The organism is Ferruginibacter sp., assembly GCF_031391665.1.
GTDB lineage: Bacteria > Bacteroidota > Bacteroidia > Chitinophagales > Chitinophagaceae > Ferruginibacter.
Genome location: NZ_JANMUN010000226.1, coordinates 1 through 17,889, shown reverse-complemented (window position 1 = coordinate 17,889; position 17,889 = coordinate 1). Strand labels below are relative to the sequence as shown.

The 17,889-nt window shown below is 34.0% G+C and carries 24 protein-coding genes and 1 other RNA gene; 19 read left to right on the top strand and 6 right to left on the bottom strand.

Annotated features, from left to right (window positions below):
* Nucleotides 1-76 precede the first annotated feature (76 nt).
* Nucleotides 77-1,867 carry a MutS-related protein gene (locus tag ACY651_RS17040; RefSeq protein ID WP_462254699.1) on the bottom strand — a complete coding sequence of 597 codons (1,791 nt, stop codon included), beginning with the start codon at nt 1,865-1,867 and terminating at the stop codon, nt 77-79.
* A 117-nt stretch (nt 1,868-1,984) separates the two neighbouring features.
* Between ACY651_RS17040 and ssrA the strand changes: the two genes are divergently transcribed.
* From ssrA to ACY651_RS17010, 6 genes are all read left to right on the top strand, one after another.
* Nucleotides 1,985-2,357, top strand: a transfer-messenger RNA (tmRNA) gene (ssrA, locus tag ACY651_RS17035).
* A gap of 116 nt (nt 2,358-2,473) precedes the next feature.
* A complete protein-coding gene (locus ACY651_RS17030; RefSeq protein WP_462254698.1) occupies nt 2,474-3,628 on the top strand; it encodes a tyrosine-type recombinase/integrase in 1,155 nt (384 codons plus the stop codon).
* Between the two features lie 794 nt (nt 3,629-4,422).
* A complete protein-coding gene (locus ACY651_RS17025; protein WP_462254697.1) occupies nt 4,423-4,650 on the top strand; it encodes a helix-turn-helix domain-containing protein in 228 nt (75 codons plus the stop codon).
* 54 nt (nt 4,651-4,704) lie between these two features.
* On the top strand, nt 4,705-4,953 hold the full coding sequence (locus ACY651_RS17020) for a hypothetical protein (RefSeq protein WP_462254696.1): 249 nt from the start codon (nt 4,705-4,707) through the stop codon (nt 4,951-4,953).
* A gap of 11 nt (nt 4,954-4,964) precedes the next feature.
* Entirely contained in the window at nt 4,965-5,354 is a 390-nt protein-coding gene (locus ACY651_RS17015; protein WP_462254695.1) for a hypothetical protein, read from the top strand.
* Between the two features lie 3 nt (nt 5,355-5,357).
* Nucleotides 5,358-6,377 (top strand): replication initiation protein, encoded by a 1,020-nt coding sequence (locus ACY651_RS17010; RefSeq protein ID WP_462254694.1) that lies wholly within the window; start codon nt 5,358-5,360, stop codon nt 6,375-6,377.
* On the opposite strand, the gene ACY651_RS17005 is transcribed toward ACY651_RS17010, so the two are convergent.
* The 5 genes from ACY651_RS17005 to ACY651_RS16985 all read right to left on the bottom strand — a co-directional run bounded on the left by ACY651_RS17005 (nt 6,374) and on the right by ACY651_RS16985 (nt 8,679).
* Nucleotides 6,374-6,655, bottom strand: coding sequence for a hypothetical protein (locus ACY651_RS17005; RefSeq protein WP_462254693.1), 282 nt, complete (start codon nt 6,653-6,655; stop codon nt 6,374-6,376). The genes ACY651_RS17010 and ACY651_RS17005 overlap by 4 nt on opposite strands.
* Nucleotides 6,656-6,718: 63 nt before the next feature.
* A complete protein-coding gene (locus ACY651_RS17000; protein WP_462254692.1) occupies nt 6,719-7,024 on the bottom strand; it encodes a hypothetical protein in 306 nt (101 codons plus the stop codon).
* A gap of 66 nt (nt 7,025-7,090) precedes the next feature.
* Nucleotides 7,091-7,504, bottom strand: coding sequence for a hypothetical protein (locus ACY651_RS16995; protein ID WP_462254691.1), 414 nt, complete (start codon nt 7,502-7,504; stop codon nt 7,091-7,093).
* 29 nt (nt 7,505-7,533) lie between these two features.
* Nucleotides 7,534-8,244, bottom strand: a complete 711-nt coding sequence (locus ACY651_RS16990; protein ID WP_462254690.1) for a P-loop NTPase family protein — start codon at nt 8,242-8,244, stop codon at nt 7,534-7,536.
* Between the two features lie 24 nt (nt 8,245-8,268).
* Complete coding sequence (locus ACY651_RS16985) at nt 8,269-8,679, bottom strand: hypothetical protein (RefSeq protein ID WP_462254689.1); 411 nt, start codon at nt 8,677-8,679, stop codon at nt 8,269-8,271.
* 332 nt (nt 8,680-9,011) lie between these two features.
* Here ACY651_RS16985 and ACY651_RS16980 point away from each other — a divergent pair, with 332 nt between their 5' ends.
* The 13 genes from ACY651_RS16980 to ACY651_RS16920 all read left to right on the top strand — a co-directional run.
* A complete protein-coding gene (locus ACY651_RS16980; protein ID WP_462254688.1) occupies nt 9,012-9,395 on the top strand; it encodes a plasmid mobilization protein in 384 nt (127 codons plus the stop codon).
* Nucleotides 9,379-10,548 carry a relaxase/mobilization nuclease domain-containing protein gene (locus tag ACY651_RS16975; RefSeq protein WP_462254687.1) on the top strand — a complete coding sequence of 390 codons (1,170 nt, stop codon included), beginning with the start codon at nt 9,379-9,381 and terminating at the stop codon, nt 10,546-10,548. Before ACY651_RS16980 ends, ACY651_RS16975 begins: the two co-directional genes overlap by 17 nt.
* Before the next feature lie 220 nt (nt 10,549-10,768).
* On the top strand, nt 10,769-11,122 hold the full coding sequence (locus ACY651_RS16970) for a hypothetical protein (RefSeq protein WP_462254686.1): 354 nt from the start codon (nt 10,769-10,771) through the stop codon (nt 11,120-11,122).
* Nucleotides 11,123-11,131: 9 nt separating this feature from the next.
* Complete coding sequence (locus ACY651_RS16965) at nt 11,132-11,356, top strand: DUF4134 family protein (protein WP_462254685.1); 225 nt, start codon at nt 11,132-11,134, stop codon at nt 11,354-11,356.
* Between the two features lie 2 nt (nt 11,357-11,358).
* The gene (locus ACY651_RS16960; RefSeq protein ID WP_462254684.1) at nt 11,359-11,541 is read left to right on the top strand and encodes a DUF4134 family protein; all 183 of its coding nucleotides are present in this window, start codon (nt 11,359-11,361) and stop codon (nt 11,539-11,541) included.
* A 33-nt stretch (nt 11,542-11,574) separates the two neighbouring features.
* On the top strand, nt 11,575-11,889 hold the full coding sequence (locus ACY651_RS16955) for a DUF4134 family protein (RefSeq protein ID WP_462254683.1): 315 nt from the start codon (nt 11,575-11,577) through the stop codon (nt 11,887-11,889).
* 9 nt (nt 11,890-11,898) lie between these two features.
* Nucleotides 11,899-12,207, top strand: coding sequence for a hypothetical protein (locus ACY651_RS16950; protein WP_462254682.1), 309 nt, complete (start codon nt 11,899-11,901; stop codon nt 12,205-12,207).
* On the top strand, nt 12,185-14,650 hold the full coding sequence (locus tag ACY651_RS16945; protein WP_462254681.1) for a TraG family conjugative transposon ATPase: 2,466 nt from the start codon (nt 12,185-12,187) through the stop codon (nt 14,648-14,650). Before ACY651_RS16950 ends, ACY651_RS16945 begins: the two co-directional genes overlap by 23 nt.
* On the top strand, nt 14,647-15,318 hold the full coding sequence (locus ACY651_RS16940) for a hypothetical protein (RefSeq protein WP_462254680.1): 672 nt from the start codon (nt 14,647-14,649) through the stop codon (nt 15,316-15,318). The genes ACY651_RS16945 and ACY651_RS16940 overlap by 4 nt, the downstream gene beginning before the upstream one ends.
* Nucleotides 15,319-15,329: 11 nt before the next feature.
* The gene (locus ACY651_RS16935) at nt 15,330-15,986 is read left to right on the top strand and encodes a hypothetical protein (protein WP_462254679.1); all 657 of its coding nucleotides are present in this window, start codon (nt 15,330-15,332) and stop codon (nt 15,984-15,986) included.
* Between the two features lie 2 nt (nt 15,987-15,988).
* Nucleotides 15,989-16,642 (top strand): hypothetical protein, encoded by a 654-nt coding sequence (locus tag ACY651_RS16930; RefSeq protein ID WP_462254678.1) that lies wholly within the window; start codon nt 15,989-15,991, stop codon nt 16,640-16,642.
* Nucleotides 16,643-16,651: 9 nt separating this feature from the next.
* Nucleotides 16,652-17,446, top strand: coding sequence for a hypothetical protein (locus ACY651_RS16925; protein ID WP_462254677.1), 795 nt, complete (start codon nt 16,652-16,654; stop codon nt 17,444-17,446).
* A 4-nt stretch (nt 17,447-17,450) separates the two neighbouring features.
* Nucleotides 17,451-17,889, top strand: a 439-nt coding sequence (locus ACY651_RS16920; RefSeq protein ID WP_462254676.1) for a hypothetical protein, incomplete at its 3' end; no start/stop codon positions are given.

The following is a 17,889-nucleotide window of genomic DNA, read 5'->3' as shown; positions in this document are numbered from 1 at the left end:
TTTATATAAACACTTTAAGTTTAAAACTTAAAGTGTTTATATAAAACATAAAACTTATTACTTATCACTTAAAATTTTACAACTCAATCCCAATCTTCTTCATCAGTATACTTGCATTTAAACTGGTACAAATGCCTTCCTTCAATTTATAATCAAAAAACAATTCTTCATTGGCCACCTGCACATCAAAATGGTAATTTAAAATATTGGCAGGATAATTTTCTTTAAGCTTTGCCAGTTCTACATCATGCGTAGCAATAATGCAGGCCGCTTTATGTTTTATTAATTGTTTTACTAATGCTACTGAACCGGTATGACGGTCTAATGAATTAGTACCTCTTAAAATCTCATCCAATAAAATAAATATTTTTTCATTGGCATTTACTTTATCAATAATGGCTTTTAGTTTTTTCAGTTCAGCATAAAAAGTGCTGGTGCTTTCTTCTAAATTATCGGCAATACGCATGCTGCTTATAATTTGTACCGGCGATAAAGTAAATAAAGTAGCGCATACATTAGCGCCTGCCATTGCTAAAATGGTATTAATACCAATGCTTCTCAGGTAAGTGCTTTTACCAGCCATATTGCTTCCGGTAATAAGCATCAGTTCTTCATTACTTTTAATATCGATATTATTGTTAACCCTTTTAGCAGCATTAATTAATGGATGGCCTATATTACTGCCTTCAATAGAAAAATGGTTTTCTTTAAATGCAGGTGTACACCATTCCGGGTGATTAAAAGATAAGGTTGCAAAACTATTCAATGCTTCAAAATCTCCAATGGCATCAAACCATTCATTAATGTTTTGTTGGTTGCGTTGTTTCCATTTTTCCAAAGCCATTGCCTGCTGTATATCCCATTGAAAAATTATGGCCAGGGGAATAAAAACCACAGGGTTCAACCGCAGGTCTAATCTCTCAACAATCTTTTTTAATTGTTTTAATTGTAAAGAAGCGGTTGTGTTTTCAATTACAAATTTTGCCTGCAGTGTTTGTAAAAGCAGCGACTTAAAATTGGTTTGCTCAATTAGCTTTATACTGTTGGCTAATACTGATAATTCATCTGCAACGTTACTAACCTGCTGGTGCAATGGCATAATTTTTTTCGCCATAATAAAAGCTATAACTGCAGAGCCAGCTAAAAACATATTTCTAACTTCGTTACTAATTATATCAGCAATATTTAAAGCAATAACCGTTACAATAATTGCAGGTATGGCGAACTGTAATATTTTCCAAAAAATATTATTAATAAAATGAGGTTCACTTTGCAACCAGCTTTGCAAGCGCTCCTGCGTGGCAGTGGTAATTTTTTCTTCTTTTCCATAAGCCTGTAACTCTTGCTGCCATTGGGGTGTTGCGGTTAATTCTTTTACTGCGGCTTGCCTTTGTAAAATTATTGCTGCTGGTGCAGGTTGTAAAAGCCAGTTAGCTAAAGTATCGGCACCCATATCAGATGTAGTGCGGTTGCAATATTGAAACAAAGAAGCCCTGCCAAAAATATCCAGATCATTTGCATAAGGATGCACAGCATGCATAAATTTTAAGCCGTCATCAAAGTGGTAATAATTATGCGCTAATGCTTTTACTTCATTGTCATTAATTTGTATAAGATGCTGGGTATGGTTAATGGCAGTTTTATTTTTTAAGTCCATAAAAATGAAACGCACAAATACTACTACAAGAAGCAGTGTGGCAATAACAGTAATACCTAAACCTGCCGGCCATAAAAAATAAATAGTCCCTGCAATAGCTATCACTGCTGCAAAACGCAACCAGCCTAATAACGATTTTCGGTGTAATAATTTTTGATGCTCAGCGGTGAGCAATGCAATTCTTTCCTTATAAAAAATATCAGGCTCCATTTTAGTTTTGTTAAATAAATTTATTGCAAATGTACTTTTATAACTATAACTAAATACTTTTCGTAAATTTGCTGTTCAATTGCTGATTGCTTTTTTGCCAATTGCCAATTGAAAAACGGGGCTGACCGGTTTTGACAGCATAGCTCTTTGTAAGTATAAGCATGTAGTGCGTTGGATAATTAGCACTTTAATCTGAATGTTCAACAACTTAAATGGCAATACTCAGTATGCCATGGCTGCTTAATCGATAGATTAGCATCCATTAGGGCCGCCGAACAGGTTGACCAGTTACCATGTTCCGCCGCCGACTCAACAAAAAAACAGGTTGCTGCAATGGAATGATGTGACCATTGCTTAAGAACATTCATCTAAGGATTCAGTTGGTTGGTTAGGTTCCTGCTTTTTCCCGACAATTAATAACTAAATAAACATGTAGAAGGCTTACGGCGAATATGTTTGGACCAGGGTTCGATTCCCTGCAGCTCCACTGAAAGCCACTACTATAGTGGCTTTTGCTATTTAAACTACCCAAAAAAGCCTGATTTTACCCATTTTATCCTATATTTGTTGCCTACATGTTGCCCAATTGTTGCCCAAAAAGATTTTATGAGATATACAATAAAACCTGAACTGTACACCCACATAGATAAAAATGGCTTAAGTGGGCTATTTATTAGAATAATATATAAAAGACAAAGTTTTAAAATTCCAACCAGTTTTAAACTACTTGCTTCGCAATTTGATAAGGGTAAGATTGTAAAACACCCAAACGCAAAAAATATTTCATTTTTGCTTGCTAAACAAATTAATGAAATTGAAAATAGGCTGTTAGAAGCTTTAAAGATTAGTTCTGATTTAGAGAATGAAAATATTTTGGAAATTCTAAAAGGGGAAAAGAAAGTTACTTCTTCATTAAATGATTTTATTCCTAAAATAATTGAACAATTGGAGGGCAAAATCAGTAGTGCCACTAAAGCAACTTATAATACGCTTTTAAAAGATATTAATCTTTATAAGTCTATTATACACTTCAATGATGTATCAGTTTCCTGGCTCAATTATTTTGAATCATATTTACGAACTAAGGTTTCTGTAAATACTACAACTATTGATAACGGCAATAAAAAACTACACGTTAATACGATAAATAAAAAAATGAAAACCTTGAAAACCCTGCTTAATAGGGCATCAGAGCAAGGTTATATTGAAAAGAAAAATTTTGAAAAATATCGAATACCTAAGTTGGTGAATAGTATACCGGAATTTATTTCAGAATCCGAAATGAATGAATTGTTTTTATTTTCAAAAAATATGAAAAGACCTGGCCACCAGCTAGCTGTTTATTATTTTCTTCTAAGTTGCTATGCTGGATTTCGTATAAGCGATTTAAAAAAATTTAATTATAAAGAAATGGTTCAAAATGATGCAATTCTTATTAGGGCTAAGAAGAATGGGAGTATTGTATCAATTCCCATATATAATAAACTCAATGAAATTTTAGAAGAAATCAAAGACAAGCCTCTTTACCTTTCGGAACAAAAGATAAGAGAGTATGTAAAAGAGGTAGCTCAGTTCATTGGCATAAGTAGAAAAATTAAAATTCATACGGCTCGGCATAGTTTCGCAATGATGATGATTAATCGTGGGCTTTCTATGGATGATGTAGCAGAACTTTTAGGTGATTCTACAAGAGTTGCAAAGGTTTATGCACGGATTTCAAATAGCAGGTTAAAAAAAGAAATTTTAGAAAAAATGAATTAAATTCCGTTTAGTACAAACTAAAAACTCAAATCTCTTGTAATATTAGTGATGCAACCAATTAGCATAGTAATGAATATAAGATAAATAGCGAAAGTATGGATCTTAACATTCTCGTTACCCACGGGAAAATCATTAAATCTTATAACCAGCTTTCGCAATTCGTTAAATCCGGTCACCTGAATTCGTTAAATCCTATCACCCTATTCGTTAAACCTTATCACCTTACTCGGTAAATGGTATCACCTGCTTTTATGTAAAGCGTTTACAGTACCGCATTCTGTGGCTTCTGTAATATATTCTAACAGATATAGTAATGTATAGTCAATACAAAAAAAGTATTGAAAAGAATAAAAAAAGGAAGGGAAAATAAAATTACAGTGTGTTTTTTCCTTTTAAAGATTAAGAAAACCAGAGCAATAGAAAATTTTATGGCGGAATTCGTTAAATCTTATCACTCTGGTATGTTTTTCTGCTTTTATCATGGTATAGACTTTAACGAATTCGCCTATACGTTGTTAAAAATCAACCCTTTACTAAATACCAACAACCTGGTTCTTTGACTCTTTTTAAAGATTCTGTGATTCAGCAAATAATTCAACAAATTATTATAACTCCCTCTTCCATGCAATATATTCTTAAATAGCAGATAATTTATGGCATCTATTCGTTGCCGTTAATATTATTTTTCTCTTTTCACTTCTATTGTAACATATAAATACTACGCAAACCCGAAATTTTTATCTTATCAACGTATATGTTGTTAAGGTTTTTCTGTTTAATGGCGAACATTGATAATGGCTATTGACGAGATAGAGAAAATTAAGTTAAAAAAATTAGGGTTACGTATTCAAAACATAAGAAATGCAAGAGGCCTTACTTTATTAGAATTAAGTTATGAAGTTGATAAGGAACCGCAATCAATCAGCCGTGTGGAAATGGGCAAAATAAATCCTTCTTATTTGTACCTGCTAAAAATTTGCGAAGGATTAAAAGCAGATATTAATGAATTGCTTACTGATTAAAGTAAAGCCCGGCAGCAGCATAATTATAAAATTTATAACTGAATTTATTTAGGAATGGGAGTTGATTTAGAAACGATATACAAAGAATTGAAAGAGGTTAAGAGGATGCTGAGGGAAAATAAAAGAATAGATGCAATTCCTGAATTGCTGAGTGAAGCAGAAGTATGCCTGTTACTCAATATCAGCCGCAAAACTTTAAGTAACTATGTCAGTAACGGCACCATTGGCATTGATATGATATCAACCGGTGTTGGAGGCAATAAATTTTTTGAGAAAAATAAAATAATGGGCGTGTGCAAATAAAATCAAATGATATGATAGTACCCGGATTTTTAAGAATAGGAAATCTACTAACGGTTTGTTATGAAGATGAATTAAAACCTTACACTGTTGAAATTTTACAGGCAGATTTAGTTCATCTGTCATTCCGTCCTGATGCAGATGACCCAAGGGATCTTGTAGGGCTACCAGTAAGCCGGGCATTTCTTCTCAACAATAATTTTGAAGAGTTGAGCCAGCAGTTTATTGTTTCTTTCAATAAAAAACTGATTAAGGTTGAGCTCTCTTCAGCAATAGATGTTGCATTGGTTCATGTGGATGAGGTAAAATTTGAAGTTAAGTATATACATGAGCTGCAGAACCTTTTATTTTATACTGCAGGATGGGAAATAACCAGTTCTTTTAGGAAAACGATACAGATATAATAAATGGAATCCACCCCTGCGAACGATACCAAGGAACTTAAATATAAAATTATCAGGCAGCCCTACAGGATTACTATGGCCCGGTGGAATTACACAGTAATTCAAAAAAGGATTTTAACTAAAATTATTGCAAAGCTGCAGCGTGAAATGACGAGTCTTGAAAGGGGCATACATATTGGCCAGCTGGATTTATTTAAAACAAACAATGATTCTGTAGAGCTGGGTTTTTTATTAAATGATTTAGTGAAAAATTCAAATAACTATGCAGTTGTAAAAGAAGCATTAAAGAAATTGAGAAACATAGATATAGAGATAGTTCTCCCGGCAGTAAAGGAGAAAAAAAATAAACCAAGGGATGAGGAGATTGTGTTAACCGGTTTGATAGAAAGGGCTGTAATACGCAAGCATGAGCGGACTGTAAAAATAACTATGCATAAGGCAACAGCTTTGGAACTGATAAAAGTATCACACGGCCTAACCTACTTTGCAGAAGAAGTGATGTATTTGTCTAATAACTCTTATACACAAAAAATTTATGAAATCATCTGCCACTGGAAAAGTAAAGACGTCTACTCTATCGCTGTTGATGAATTTAGAAAATTGGTGGCTATTGAAGACAAGTATCCCGAAACAAAATTATTGATCCGGGATATTATAAAACCTGCACAAAAAGAACTTTTGGAAATTGGCGATGTTTATTTTGTATTTACAGCAACTAAAAAAGGCAATACTATCACCGCATTTAATTTTATTATTAAAACAAGGTTTAAAGATGCTGAAGAAAATAGCAAACATATTTTACTGAGGGAGGATGCAATTAATATTTTAAAAAAGGGATTACATTTTAATGAATTGCAGACAAAAGAGATTTGGAAGCTGGTATCAAATTTAGAAACCATTGTAAAAGTACACGGGAAGATTACTTCCTTATGGGTAAAACTGTTTAATAAAGAAAAGGTTGTTGAGAATATTCCTGCGTGGGTAATTGCCTCTCTGAAGAATGAATTCCCAGAGCAGTTTTAGTGGCGGCGGCTTTTCCTGCTTTGCAAAAACCACCGCAATATTTTTATAGCCACTATAAAAATTAGTACACCTAAAAGAAACTGGAAAAGAAAATCAAACCCTTCTGCCAATTTTTTGGGCATGGTACCGAAAATGGATTTGCCACCATATATCAGGAAGCAAACAATTAATAATTTAGCTAATAAACCGATACTGGATGAGTGGCGAACAGGTTTGCCACTGTATCCTACCCTGTTGTTTTCATTATCATAATTATAACCGTCTTTTCGCCAATCCATAAACATAATGTTATAATTAAAGTTATGATTTATTTTGTTTACTAAAATGCCCAACCCATCACACTACAATCTGCTGTGGAAAATGATGAGGATAATACTGGTTATAACAGCAGTAAGTATTATCCCGGTACTAATTCTGCCAAGACCATAGAGAAAATAATCCCAACCTGATTTGAATGTTAATTTTGGAATTGCATTTATTTCTTTTTTTAAATCCAGCTGCATTTCATTAACACGGATGAAAAAGTACAGAATTTCATCGTCTAATTTTACATTGTACTTTGTATGATAGTGATGCCGGAATTCTTCAACTGCCTTTTGATAATCGTTCATTGGAAAAATATCTTCTTTTGTAAATGTAAAATTCACCTTATAATATTGTTTAGCCTTGCTGATTGGAGGTTTGTGACATTCCTAAGTAACCTCAGGTACATTCTAAGCATTTTTTGATTTTTTGAATAACGCTGCATTTCCTTTTAAAAAAAATCCTTTTTGCTCAGTCCAGTATTCATCATGTCCATATTCAACCTCTATTAATTCATCAATCCAATTTTTTACAGACCGCATTGATGCCAGGTGTTCAAAGCATTTGTCATGGCCATGCTGAACATTTTCCCTAAGCCAGTTTCGTAAATGAATTATTCTGGCAAACGTAATTTCAGTCGGTTGCCATTTTTCTGCAAGATGAATCGCATCGTAAATGTAAACGTCATAATCCCAGGCATGATATTCCATGCCTGAAATTGACAATATATTTCCCTGTTCTGTTTTTTCTTTAATAAAAGCAAAATCTACAGGTCTTTTCCAATCTGAGAAAGTATGGGCAATGGACTTTTTTTTAGCTGTCATAAATATTTTCTTTTCTACGGACATCATTTTTAAACCTTTGAAATTTCCCGTTTAATAATTGTCTTGGCAGCAAATGAGTTATATTCTTTGAAGCCCTTACCTTCTTTAATATTTTCTGTAATAAGCTGTCCCGAATTTCGGTCAATATGAATAGCACCATAAGGCTTTACATCTTTGATTAAGCCTTTTGTCGCTTTGGCGAACACTCTTACCTCATCAATTAAATGAGCGTAATTATGGAAGGTGAATTCGTTTACATAAGCATATACATCAAACTTGCCTTTTATTAATTCTGTAATGCGTTTAAGATATTCAATGCTGCTGGTGTAAGCTGTACCACCTGCAACGATTACATTGAACACAAATTTGCATCCGAGTCCCGTTTCAAACTCTTTGAACTCGTCAATTGAAAAATCAATACTGAACAACCCGGGCAACTGCTCAGATTCAGGGGCTCCAAAATCAATATAGATTTCTGAAAATTCATTATTGTTCAATGCTTCGATGATAAGGAACATTTTTTCCCTTTCAATTTTTCGGATATTGTCAAAAATATCTACTTCGAATAACCGCTTTTTAGCACTAAGAAATTTTAATTGCCTTTTACTTGTTTGTGTAGATGAATCTAAATCAACGAATGCAACAGTTTCATTGTTTTCGTTTTTTAAGGCTTGCAAATAGGTAAGCATAGATTTACCTGCGCCACCTTTAGACTGAATGTTGAAATAAAATGTTTTCATTTTTTTTGGTTTATTGTGATTGAATTATTCTGTTACTAATTTTATAATTGCTTGTTCAACGTTTCTTTCCATTAAGGGATTTGAAGGAGTGAAATTTTTCCAGTCGATTATTTTTTCATCTTGCGGGAATTGTTCAGTGTATTGTTGTGTAGTTTTATTATGCGATATACTTCCCTCCTGGCTTTTTCTAATCCTGCGCAACCATGACCAGAAGGTATCATTGTTGATTTCATTTTGTAAAAGCCCAAACTTTTCGCAGATCAGTTTTTTGATAATCCTGGGTTTACTATATAGAAGAATTTCACCGGGCAGTAATACCTGAATTAAATCAAACTTTCCATATGCTGAATTGATAAAATGATCTCTGGCGGCAGTAACGGCGAATACCCTTTTTGCCCCAAAATCAGGCTCGTCTTTGATTTCTTTCCCTCCCATTTAGGATTATTTGTACAAATTTATTAATTAAATTAATAAAAATGAAATTAATTTAAACATTCTTAAAAAGATTTGGATACTTACGGTAACTGATAAACATAAATAAACAGTTTATATAAAAAATTAAAACGGAAATAAACAGCAATGCACAGTAACAAATTGTTTTACAGTATTTAAGGGTATTTACTTATCAAGTCATAGAGAAGTTGCAGGATGTACCTTTGTATATACAAAAGGTTTCCTGCCACCCGTTTTGGGGTGGAAAAGAAAAATATTCGCAACTCTATTTTTTATATTTTTGCTTTATTTAGTATTTTAAGTAATAATTGTGAATGAAAGCCAAAGACCATAAAAAGAACACTGTTTTGATTGTAAGAATGAAAAATACTGACAAGGCAGGCTTGAAAACTTTGGCGAAGCAGAGAGGCTTAACACTTTCTAAATTAGTGCTGTCCTGTTTAGCAAATAAGTCGGTGCCGGATTTTATTTCCCGGTTAAAATTATTGGATGGTATTGGAGGGTTGGTGAAAGAAATAAATGCAATTGGAAATAATATTAACCAGGCCACCATAGCCATACACCAGATTAAACATGGTAGAAAAAATGAAGCAGACGAATACCGGCAACTTATTGAATCCATCGAAAAATACAGGATTCAGGAACTGGAAATAAAAATGCTTTTAAATAAACTAATGGATTATGAGTTTGGTATTTAAAATTATGAAAGCTGCTGCATCCTTTCATGGAGTTGAATATAATGAGAAGAAACAAAAACAAGGCTCTGCCAGTTTAATACACTTTGAAAACTTTGGGCATTTACATTTGGGAAAGGAAAAAATTTCAAAAGATGAATTCAAAAAATATTTAGAACAGCATTCTAAAAGAAATGAACGGGTAAAAAAGCCGCAATTCCATGCAATACTAAGTTGTAAAGGTAATTTCTACACACACGAACAATTAAAAGTTCAGGGGCTTCGAATTATGAAGCAGTTAGGGTATGAAGTCAACCCTTTATTGATTTATGCACACAAGGATACTGACAATAATCATATTCACATTGTAACAAGCAGGGTTGATACTAAAGGAAAAAAAATCAATCATGACTTTGAAGGAAAAAGAGCCAATCAAATCATTAATCAATTATTGAGTGTAGATACTAAGCAGGAATACAGTAAGCATATAGCATCTGTATTACAATATAATTTCAGCACCATTGCACAGATGACACTATTAATGGAAAATCTGGGTTATGATGTTAAAGTGAAGGATACAGAAATATTTTTTTACAAACACGGAACAGAGCAGGGAGCAATTGATAAAAACGAAATCCAAAATAAGATTGAAACTGATTCATTTACCAAACTGCCTGCAGCTTTTATTAAAGCTATCATTCACAAATACCAAAAAGAGTATTCACCAATTTTGGCATTAAAGAATATGCCTGTTTACAGTACGGAGAAAAGAAAATTTGAAAGCGACTTAACCAATTTTTTAAAAAACAGGTTTGGAGTAGAGTTTGTTTTTTTTACCGGTAAAGAAAAGGATAAGCCCTATGGTTATACCTGTATAGACCATAATAATAAAGCAGTATATAAGGGAAGCGAAATAATGAAAATGGAGCTGTTAATAAATCCCCTTCCAACTGCAGAATATGCGGAACAAAATAAAGCCGGGTCAGATAATGAAACAAAAATGACTGCTAACTATACCACAGCTGATGTAACCAATGCCGATAACAATAATAACAATGCCCCACACCCGAATTTTGCAATCGATGATATTATAAAAGAGATACAAAGGCAGGTTGAGCAGGACATGCATCAAGTTGGCGGCAAAAAACGAAAAGGGAAAAAAAGGGACTTTATTTGAGCACCCGATTATGATAGTTTAAAACAATCCCTTTCGTCAGCGCAAATTGACCCCCTCAGATCCATTTATATAAAACTCACTATCTAAACACCAGCCACAGTAAATTTTTCAAAACCTCCATTTTTAGAACTTTAATTAATTAAATCTGAAAATAAATTTGCTATTTAATACTTTAAGTAATAATTTAGTTTATTATTTATTGAATAAATGCATATAGCTCATGAGTTTTAGCCAATTTATAGTGCTGATATTAATATTCTACGGAATTTATTACTCCATTATTCTTCTAATTGATTTTTTTAGGAATAATGGAAAAGCCATAGCCGGAGCGGCGGGAAATTCACCGCATGCAGTAAGTTTTGAGGTGAAGCAACAACCCGTTAATGTTGCTGCCCTGACAAAAACTGATGAGCAATACCAACCACAGGATACCCGGGAAAATTATTTTGTTAAAGAACAGGCAACGAAGGTTATTCAAAAAAATAGCTCAACTGTTGTAGCGGATCTGGGCTTAGAAATACTCTCCAATGGTATTGACATCAGTGCAGAAAACCTTGCCATTTTATTAAGCTAAATTATTAACATGGGATCAATAAGACATGAAGTTTTTGAAGTTTATTATTCTTTAAGGATGTTATGCTATGCCCTTTCGGGGATATTCGGTTTAGTTGGTGCGCTTAGGATTTACAGTTTATGGAATATCCATGGCAAGCACCATATCCAGATTGATGCACAGGTAATAGCATGGATCAGTGCTGCTATTTTCTTTGTTATTGCCAATTTTTTCATCAAAGTGGTTTTGTTATAATTATGGTAAGCGAAGTCTCTTCGGTACTGTTAGTAATGGGGGCTTGTTTGGCGATTATAGGAGCTTGCAGGATTTATTATAAATGGAGTAATGGACAACCTGATATTGACAGGGAAGTGATGGTGTGGATTGGTGGGATTATTTTCCTGGTATTAGTGCAGGTATTGGTAAAGGTTGCGTTTTAAAAGTATTTTTTTCTTTTAATAAAAACAAACAGTATGGTAAAACAACAAATGAAAAAAGCAGTATTTCTATGCACAGCATTAATAGTGGGTGTAGTGGTGTCCACCCATGCACAAGCCATAGCGACAGGGCTTGATGGTGCAGCCAATCAGGTAAAAGGCATATTTGGGAATGTGTCGAATTTGATTTTAATGGTGGGAGGTATTATAGGCCTTGCTGGTGGTATCCGGGTATATCAAAAATGGAATAACGGCGACCATGACATCAACAAGGAATTGATTGGTTGGGGAGGCTCTGCAATTTTTCTGTTACTGGCAGGGACAACGTTAAAACTTTTTTACGGCATTTAATTACAGATTATGGAGCAGCAGAAAAGTTATGCTTTATACAAGGGGCTTCAAAGGCCTCTTGTATTTAAGTTCTTCAAGGGAAAATTTATTTATTGGGCGCTGGGTTCAATTGTAGCAGGGATTATTGTGGGCGGTGCAATCAGTGCATTTATATCTTCTGTAGCAGGTATTGCAGGCTTGGTTGTTGTCTCAGTACCGTTAATGTTCTATACAATATCACAACAAAAAAACGGATTATATACAAAATCGAAAGACAATTTTATTGGGATGATGCCACCAAAATATAAACCAGTGTATGAAGCAAAAAAAAGTATTTGAATTGCCTTTTATTGGTATCTCCGAATTTGAAGGGTATGATATATTGTACAGTAATGACGGCAATTATTCAGTCGTTATTGAAATCCAGAATATGGCACAACAATACGCTGCCAACCCTGAAACCTATGAAGAATTCCATAATCTTTTTGGGCAGGTAATAAAAATATTAGGTGAAGGATTTGTTATACAAAAGACAGACATTATTGCACAGAAAGAGTTCATACAAAAAAATCAAACCCAGGATTATCTGAGCAAAAAATATTTTGAACATTTTCAGGGAAGGTTATACAATCAACTCACCACTTACCTAACTGTAACAAAAGAAAATAATAAGAACAGGTTCTTTAGTTATGATGCTAAAGAACTTAAAGATTTTGTTTTAAAGATCAATAAGATTACTGATACCGTCAGTAATCAAAAAGTATCGTGTACTGTATTATTAAAAAAAGCAATTGAAAATTTATTCAGCAGATTCCAGGCATATAATTTTACAGACGAACAATTTTCTATTGGGAATATATCCTGCGATGAACATGGGGTTTATTTTGGTGAAAAATCATTAAAAGTTATTTCACTTATTGATATTGACGAATTAAATATTCCAAACAGTATTTCTACCTATGCTCTTAAAAACGAAATTGGCAACAATTTTCCCATTGATAATTTTTCTTTTTTACTCCGTGTGCCTGACTGCGAAACAGTGCTGTACAATCAGGTGGTTTTTATTCCTGAACAAATTAAATTAAAACGGGAACTGGAACTTAAAAAGAAAAGGCACTCATCAATGCCTGATCCGGCGAATAAAGTTTCGGTTGATGATATTGAAGATATGTTTTTGTCCATTGCACAGGATAATGAACTATTAGTGTATTCTCACTTCAGTATATTTTTATTTGGTGATAACAGTAAGATAGAAAAGGCAATCAACTATGTAGATACCAATTTATTTGCAATTGGCATTATACCGGGAAAGAATACGTATAATCAAATGGAGTTGTACCGGGCATCAATATGCGGCAACGTTTCAGAATTAAAAAAGTATGACAAATTTTTAACCAGCCGTCCAGCTGCTATTTGCTTTTTTTTTAAAGAATCGCTTCCCAAATCCGAAGACTCTGATTACCTGTTGTACTTCACAGACAGGCAGGGTATCCCAATCGGCTTAGATACGTCCGAACTGCCAATGCAAACGAACCGTATTTCAAACAGGAACAGGTTTATCCTGGGTCCTTCAGGCAGCGGCAAAAGTTTTTTTACCAACAGTTATGCCAAGCAGTGCAGGGAGTTAGGAGCAGATATAGTTTTAGTGGATACTGGACACAGTTACCAGGGATTGTGCCGGTATTTTAATGGTAAGTATATCACTTACCGGGAAGATAAGCCCATTACGATGAATCCTTTTAAGATTGAGGAAATTGAAAATAACGAGGAGAAAAGGCAAATACTCGTTTCACTTGTCGGACTTATATGGAAAGGTGTTGATGGTAAACTGAACCAGGTGGAAGATTCTATTTTAAGTAAATGTGTGGCAGATTATTATAAGGATTATTTCAGTAATGATGGAATTGTAAGCGAATTGAAATTTAATACCTTTTATGAATTCAGCTGCAGGTTGATAGAAAAAATAATTGATGAAGAACGGGTAACTCATTTTGATTTGGATGAGTACCGTTTCATTTTAAAGAAATTTTTTAATGGAGGTATTTATGAAAAAATATTAAATGACGATTTTGATGATACCTTATTCAACGAACCATTTATTGTATTTGAGATTGACAGCATAAAAGAACATAAATTATTATTCCCCATCACCACGCTTATCATCATGGATGTTTTTATCCAGAAGATGCGATACAAAAAAAATAAAAAAGTACTGATTATAGAGGAAGCATGGAAAGCCATTGCTTCACCAATGATGGCGGGGTATATTCTCTATTTGTATAAAACAGTGAGGAAGTTTTTAGGCGAAGCCATTGTAGTAACGCAGGAGCTTGGAGATATTATTGGTAATGCCATTGTGAAAGACAGTATTATTTCTAATAGTGATACTATTTGTTTATTAGACCAGTCAAAATTCAAAGATAATTTTAGTGAAATAGCAAAACTACTTTCAATAAATGAAGTGGAGAAAAATAAAATATTTACGATTAACAAATTAGATAATAAGGAAAACCGCAGCAGGTTTAAAGAAGTGTATATCAAGCGTGGTGCTGTTGGGGAAGTATATGGAGTGGAAGTGCCTTTGGAAGAGTATTTGACCTACACTACAGAACGTCCGGAGAAAGAAGCGTTGGAAGTTTATATAACATTCTATGAGAACTATGAATCAGCCCTTGACAGTTTTGTAAATGACTTCAAAGAAAGCGGCTGGCCGCTACCCACATTCATTAAGCACATCAATAAATCAAATACTACTTATACAATAAAACCCATTGCTGTATGAAACAAAAATTAATTATCGTTTTAATTGTTGTATCCGGCCTTAGTTGCTCAGCGTTTTTGCAAGCGCAGATATTGACTGTTGACCCAGTTTTGACCGGTGTAACGATTGCCAGTTCTGCATTAGAGAACAGCTCCTACTCCACCATAAAAAGTAAGCAAACAGCCATTGAGGCTTTGCAGGCTTCTACGTTGGTATTTACAAGCACCATCAATAAAATACAAACTAAGTTGTATAACGGTTTGCTGTATGTCAGTTCCACGGTACACAATGCTTATCAGATTTACGATTGCTATACACTCTTAAAAAGCATTTATGAAAACGAAAGTAAAATGATTGCAGAAGCACAGCAAAATCCACTGGCATTAATATTCGCTGTAAAATTTCAGAATGAAATGGTAGTAAAAGCAATTGCTTACTACAGGCAGATCGCAGCATTTATCCTGAAAGAAAATGATGAAAAATTGTTGATGGATGCCGGGGAAAGGACTTTGTTATTAACCACCATCTTAGAAGATTTAAGGGCAATAGAAGCGTATGCCGTATCCAGTTATTACCGGGTGCATTGGGCAGTGCAGGATGGGATTATCAAAACGCTAAACCCTTTTGGGAACTTTGTAAACAAAGATGCTCAAATAGTTCAGGATATTTTAAGAAACTGGAAACATTAAAATAGCTAAGCATGAAAAAATATTTTTTTGTTTTTTGTTTTATGATATTTAATAGTCAATCTGGTTTTGCACAACCCAATATATGGGATGTACCCTTAACCGAAAGTTTGATTAGCCATAACAAAAAGAATTATGCAGACCACAAGGAAGCCAGGAATAATCAACTCGTATCTGCCGCCACGGTGAGCAGCTGGAAAAAGGCTAAAGATAATTTCAAACAATTGGTTGATAAAATTGATAAGCGGCTAACTCAGTCCTTTATTATTATCGGTGACGTTACCACGCTGTATAATACCATTACCGCATTGAAAGAAATTGTGGATTACCAGGAACAGGCTTTTATCCTTCTGTCAAAGTATCCGTTTGCTGTGCAGCTTTTTTATCAGCGTGAAATTGATGTAGTAAAAAGTGCCATTGAATTATACAGTTTTATTTATCTGATTGTGCTGTCGTACGGCGACATTTCTAAAATGCAGGTGTCATCACGGCAAACTGTGTTCAGGGAAATGAATACGATGATAAATGTGTTAAAGGCAAAGTCATACAGCTTAGTGCAAAAACTGAAACAAATTGAATTTGCGGAGATATACAAAGGAACACAGGTATGGCAGTTTATCAATAAGGATAAAGAGATTGTAAATGATATCCTCAAAAATTTTAAACACTAATTATGACAAAACAGTTTTTTTGTTTTTTCCTTTTATTACCGCTAATATCACAAGCCCAATCATTTGTAATACACAACGATTTGATAGCAACCCAAACGAAAAACAGTGCCTATAAAATTGCATGGAATGAATTATACGGACAAAAATTAGATGCCATTAAAAAGGACAGGGAGAGAACAACATCCTATCTTGGAATAATTCAGCAGGTACAGGAAAAAATATTGCAGTGTTTATCCAATGTTGATGCCGCCATTAAAAATGGTAAAGCTTTATTTTATATCTCTAAAAAAATCCCTTTAATATTTACTAATCTTCAAAAGTCGGTTGTTGCAGCAGTGGGCAAACCTTACTCACTGGCATTGGTAGGTAATCAAATACCCATTTTTACTGTTCGTCTTACTAACCTTACCAATTATTTAAACCAGCAGGTATTAGGAAGCGACGAGAGTATATTAATAGATCAGGCGGCAAGGGACAGGTTTGTGCGTACCGTGTATGATGAAATTAATGTGTTGTACCAGTTGAGCAATAGCATGTACAGAACAATTGAATCAGCAAATTTTCAGGATGCAGTTAATAAAATAGTTCCCTTTCAAACCTATATCAATATTGACAGGGTAATTATTCAGGATATTTTATTTCGTTTTAAATTTTAATATACTCAAATGAAAAAATTTATTGCAGTTCTATTTTCCTTTTTAATATTTTTTATTGCTGAAACAACAGAGGCGCAATCCCTTACACCTGTTGTTGATAATGCCAATAACGGGCAATTGAAAAGAATGGTATATATTCAGTGGAATGACTGGCAGCCCACACCAGATGTAAATTGGTTAGGTATTCCAAAAAATCTGGCTGGATATATTTATTGGCGGATTCTGCATCGTAGTTATTGGAGAGGAGAAGACAGCCGGCCAATAAGAGCAGATGGACCTTTTCTCCAAAACTATGCTTCGCTCTTTGCGCAGGAAATGCAGGATAAAAAAATAAGCGATACCACACAAGCCATCATGGAAACTAACGCTGCTACTTACCTGAATATGTCAGGGGGCAGTTTGGATATTCCTTATGACCTCTTTTTTAAAGATAAATTTAATTCCATTTTTAATAGTATTGCTGAACAACTTTCGATTATACAGCAATACTATCCTGCAGTATTCAACGAAATGGTAGTTACTGAAAACTTTCAGGAATTTTTAGAATACTTAGATATAACGCAAGACCGCATCGAAAATATCCATCAATCTTTTTTGGACAAAGGAAAAAGAATAACTACTTATTTAGAAATATTGAGGGAACTGGAGTATAAAAAAAATGTAATCACTAAATATATTTCTCAATATACTTTCATTGCAACACTTCCAAAGCAAAAAGAGATTAATGCTGTAGGAAATCAGGCAATACCTCCCAACAACGATGCACAGATTGTAAGAAAAATCCTCCAAACACATAAATTTTAACTGTATGTATTTTTTGCAAACTAATTCTTTTTGGGATCCTAATTTAATGAGCCTTATTGATGGTATTAAAAACATCCTTCCCAATGATGGTTTTGTAAGTACTGCAAAAGAAATTGCTGCAGTACTGGCGCTTATCTATCTTTCTGTAAGGGCTTATGCAATGATTGTGGGAGAAGGAAAATTGGAAGTGATGCAATTGTTCAGGCCATTTATAATAACATTGGTAATTGTAAATTTTGGTACTTATGCTGCAATAGTAGATATGCCCGGCAAGGCAACGGGTAATGCAGCACAGGCAAATTTTGAAGCTAATGCAAAAGTAATGGACGATAAGTTCAAAGTAAAGTATGAACTCAACGACCAGTTGTGGACGACATTAATTGAGCAAACGAATGAGTTAAAAAAAGTGTATTACGATTCTGAAAATGATCCCACCAGTTACA

Bases quoted from the DNA above. Each gene is read 5' to 3' on its own strand.
- ACY651_RS17040 (WP_462254699.1), bottom strand. From the start codon at position 1,867: ATGGAGCCTGATATTTTTTATAAGGAAAGAATTGCATTGCTCACCGCT.
- ACY651_RS17030 (WP_462254698.1), top strand. From the start codon at position 2,474: ATGAGATATACAATAAAACCTGAACTGTACACCCACATAGATAAAAAT.
- ACY651_RS17025 (WP_462254697.1), top strand. From the start codon at position 4,423: ATGGCTATTGACGAGATAGAGAAAATTAAGTTAAAAAAATTAGGGTTA.
- ACY651_RS17020 (WP_462254696.1), top strand. From the start codon at position 4,705: ATGGGAGTTGATTTAGAAACGATATACAAAGAATTGAAAGAGGTTAAG.
- ACY651_RS17015 (WP_462254695.1), top strand. From the start codon at position 4,965: ATGATAGTACCCGGATTTTTAAGAATAGGAAATCTACTAACGGTTTGT.
- ACY651_RS17010 (WP_462254694.1), top strand. From the start codon at position 5,358: ATGGAATCCACCCCTGCGAACGATACCAAGGAACTTAAATATAAAATT.
- ACY651_RS17005 (WP_462254693.1), bottom strand. From the start codon at position 6,655: ATGGATTGGCGAAAAGACGGTTATAATTATGATAATGAAAACAACAGG.
- ACY651_RS16995 (WP_462254691.1), bottom strand. From the start codon at position 7,504: ATGACAGCTAAAAAAAAGTCCATTGCCCATACTTTCTCAGATTGGAAA.
- ACY651_RS16990 (WP_462254690.1), bottom strand. From the start codon at position 8,244: ATGAAAACATTTTATTTCAACATTCAGTCTAAAGGTGGCGCAGGTAAA.
- ACY651_RS16985 (WP_462254689.1), bottom strand. From the start codon at position 8,679: ATGGGAGGGAAAGAAATCAAAGACGAGCCTGATTTTGGGGCAAAAAGG.
- ACY651_RS16980 (WP_462254688.1), top strand. From the start codon at position 9,012: ATGAAAGCCAAAGACCATAAAAAGAACACTGTTTTGATTGTAAGAATG.
- ACY651_RS16975 (WP_462254687.1), top strand. From the start codon at position 9,379: ATGAGTTTGGTATTTAAAATTATGAAAGCTGCTGCATCCTTTCATGGA.
- ACY651_RS16970 (WP_462254686.1), top strand. From the start codon at position 10,769: ATGAGTTTTAGCCAATTTATAGTGCTGATATTAATATTCTACGGAATT.
- ACY651_RS16965 (WP_462254685.1), top strand. From the start codon at position 11,132: ATGGGATCAATAAGACATGAAGTTTTTGAAGTTTATTATTCTTTAAGG.
- ACY651_RS16960 (WP_462254684.1), top strand. From the start codon at position 11,359: ATGGTAAGCGAAGTCTCTTCGGTACTGTTAGTAATGGGGGCTTGTTTG.
- ACY651_RS16955 (WP_462254683.1), top strand. From the start codon at position 11,575: ATGGTAAAACAACAAATGAAAAAAGCAGTATTTCTATGCACAGCATTA.
- ACY651_RS16950 (WP_462254682.1), top strand. From the start codon at position 11,899: ATGGAGCAGCAGAAAAGTTATGCTTTATACAAGGGGCTTCAAAGGCCT.
- ACY651_RS16945 (WP_462254681.1), top strand. From the start codon at position 12,185: ATGAAGCAAAAAAAAGTATTTGAATTGCCTTTTATTGGTATCTCCGAA.
- ACY651_RS16940 (WP_462254680.1), top strand. From the start codon at position 14,647: ATGAAACAAAAATTAATTATCGTTTTAATTGTTGTATCCGGCCTTAGT.
- ACY651_RS16935 (WP_462254679.1), top strand. From the start codon at position 15,330: ATGAAAAAATATTTTTTTGTTTTTTGTTTTATGATATTTAATAGTCAA.
- ACY651_RS16930 (WP_462254678.1), top strand. From the start codon at position 15,989: ATGACAAAACAGTTTTTTTGTTTTTTCCTTTTATTACCGCTAATATCA.
- ACY651_RS16925 (WP_462254677.1), top strand. From the start codon at position 16,652: ATGAAAAAATTTATTGCAGTTCTATTTTCCTTTTTAATATTTTTTATT.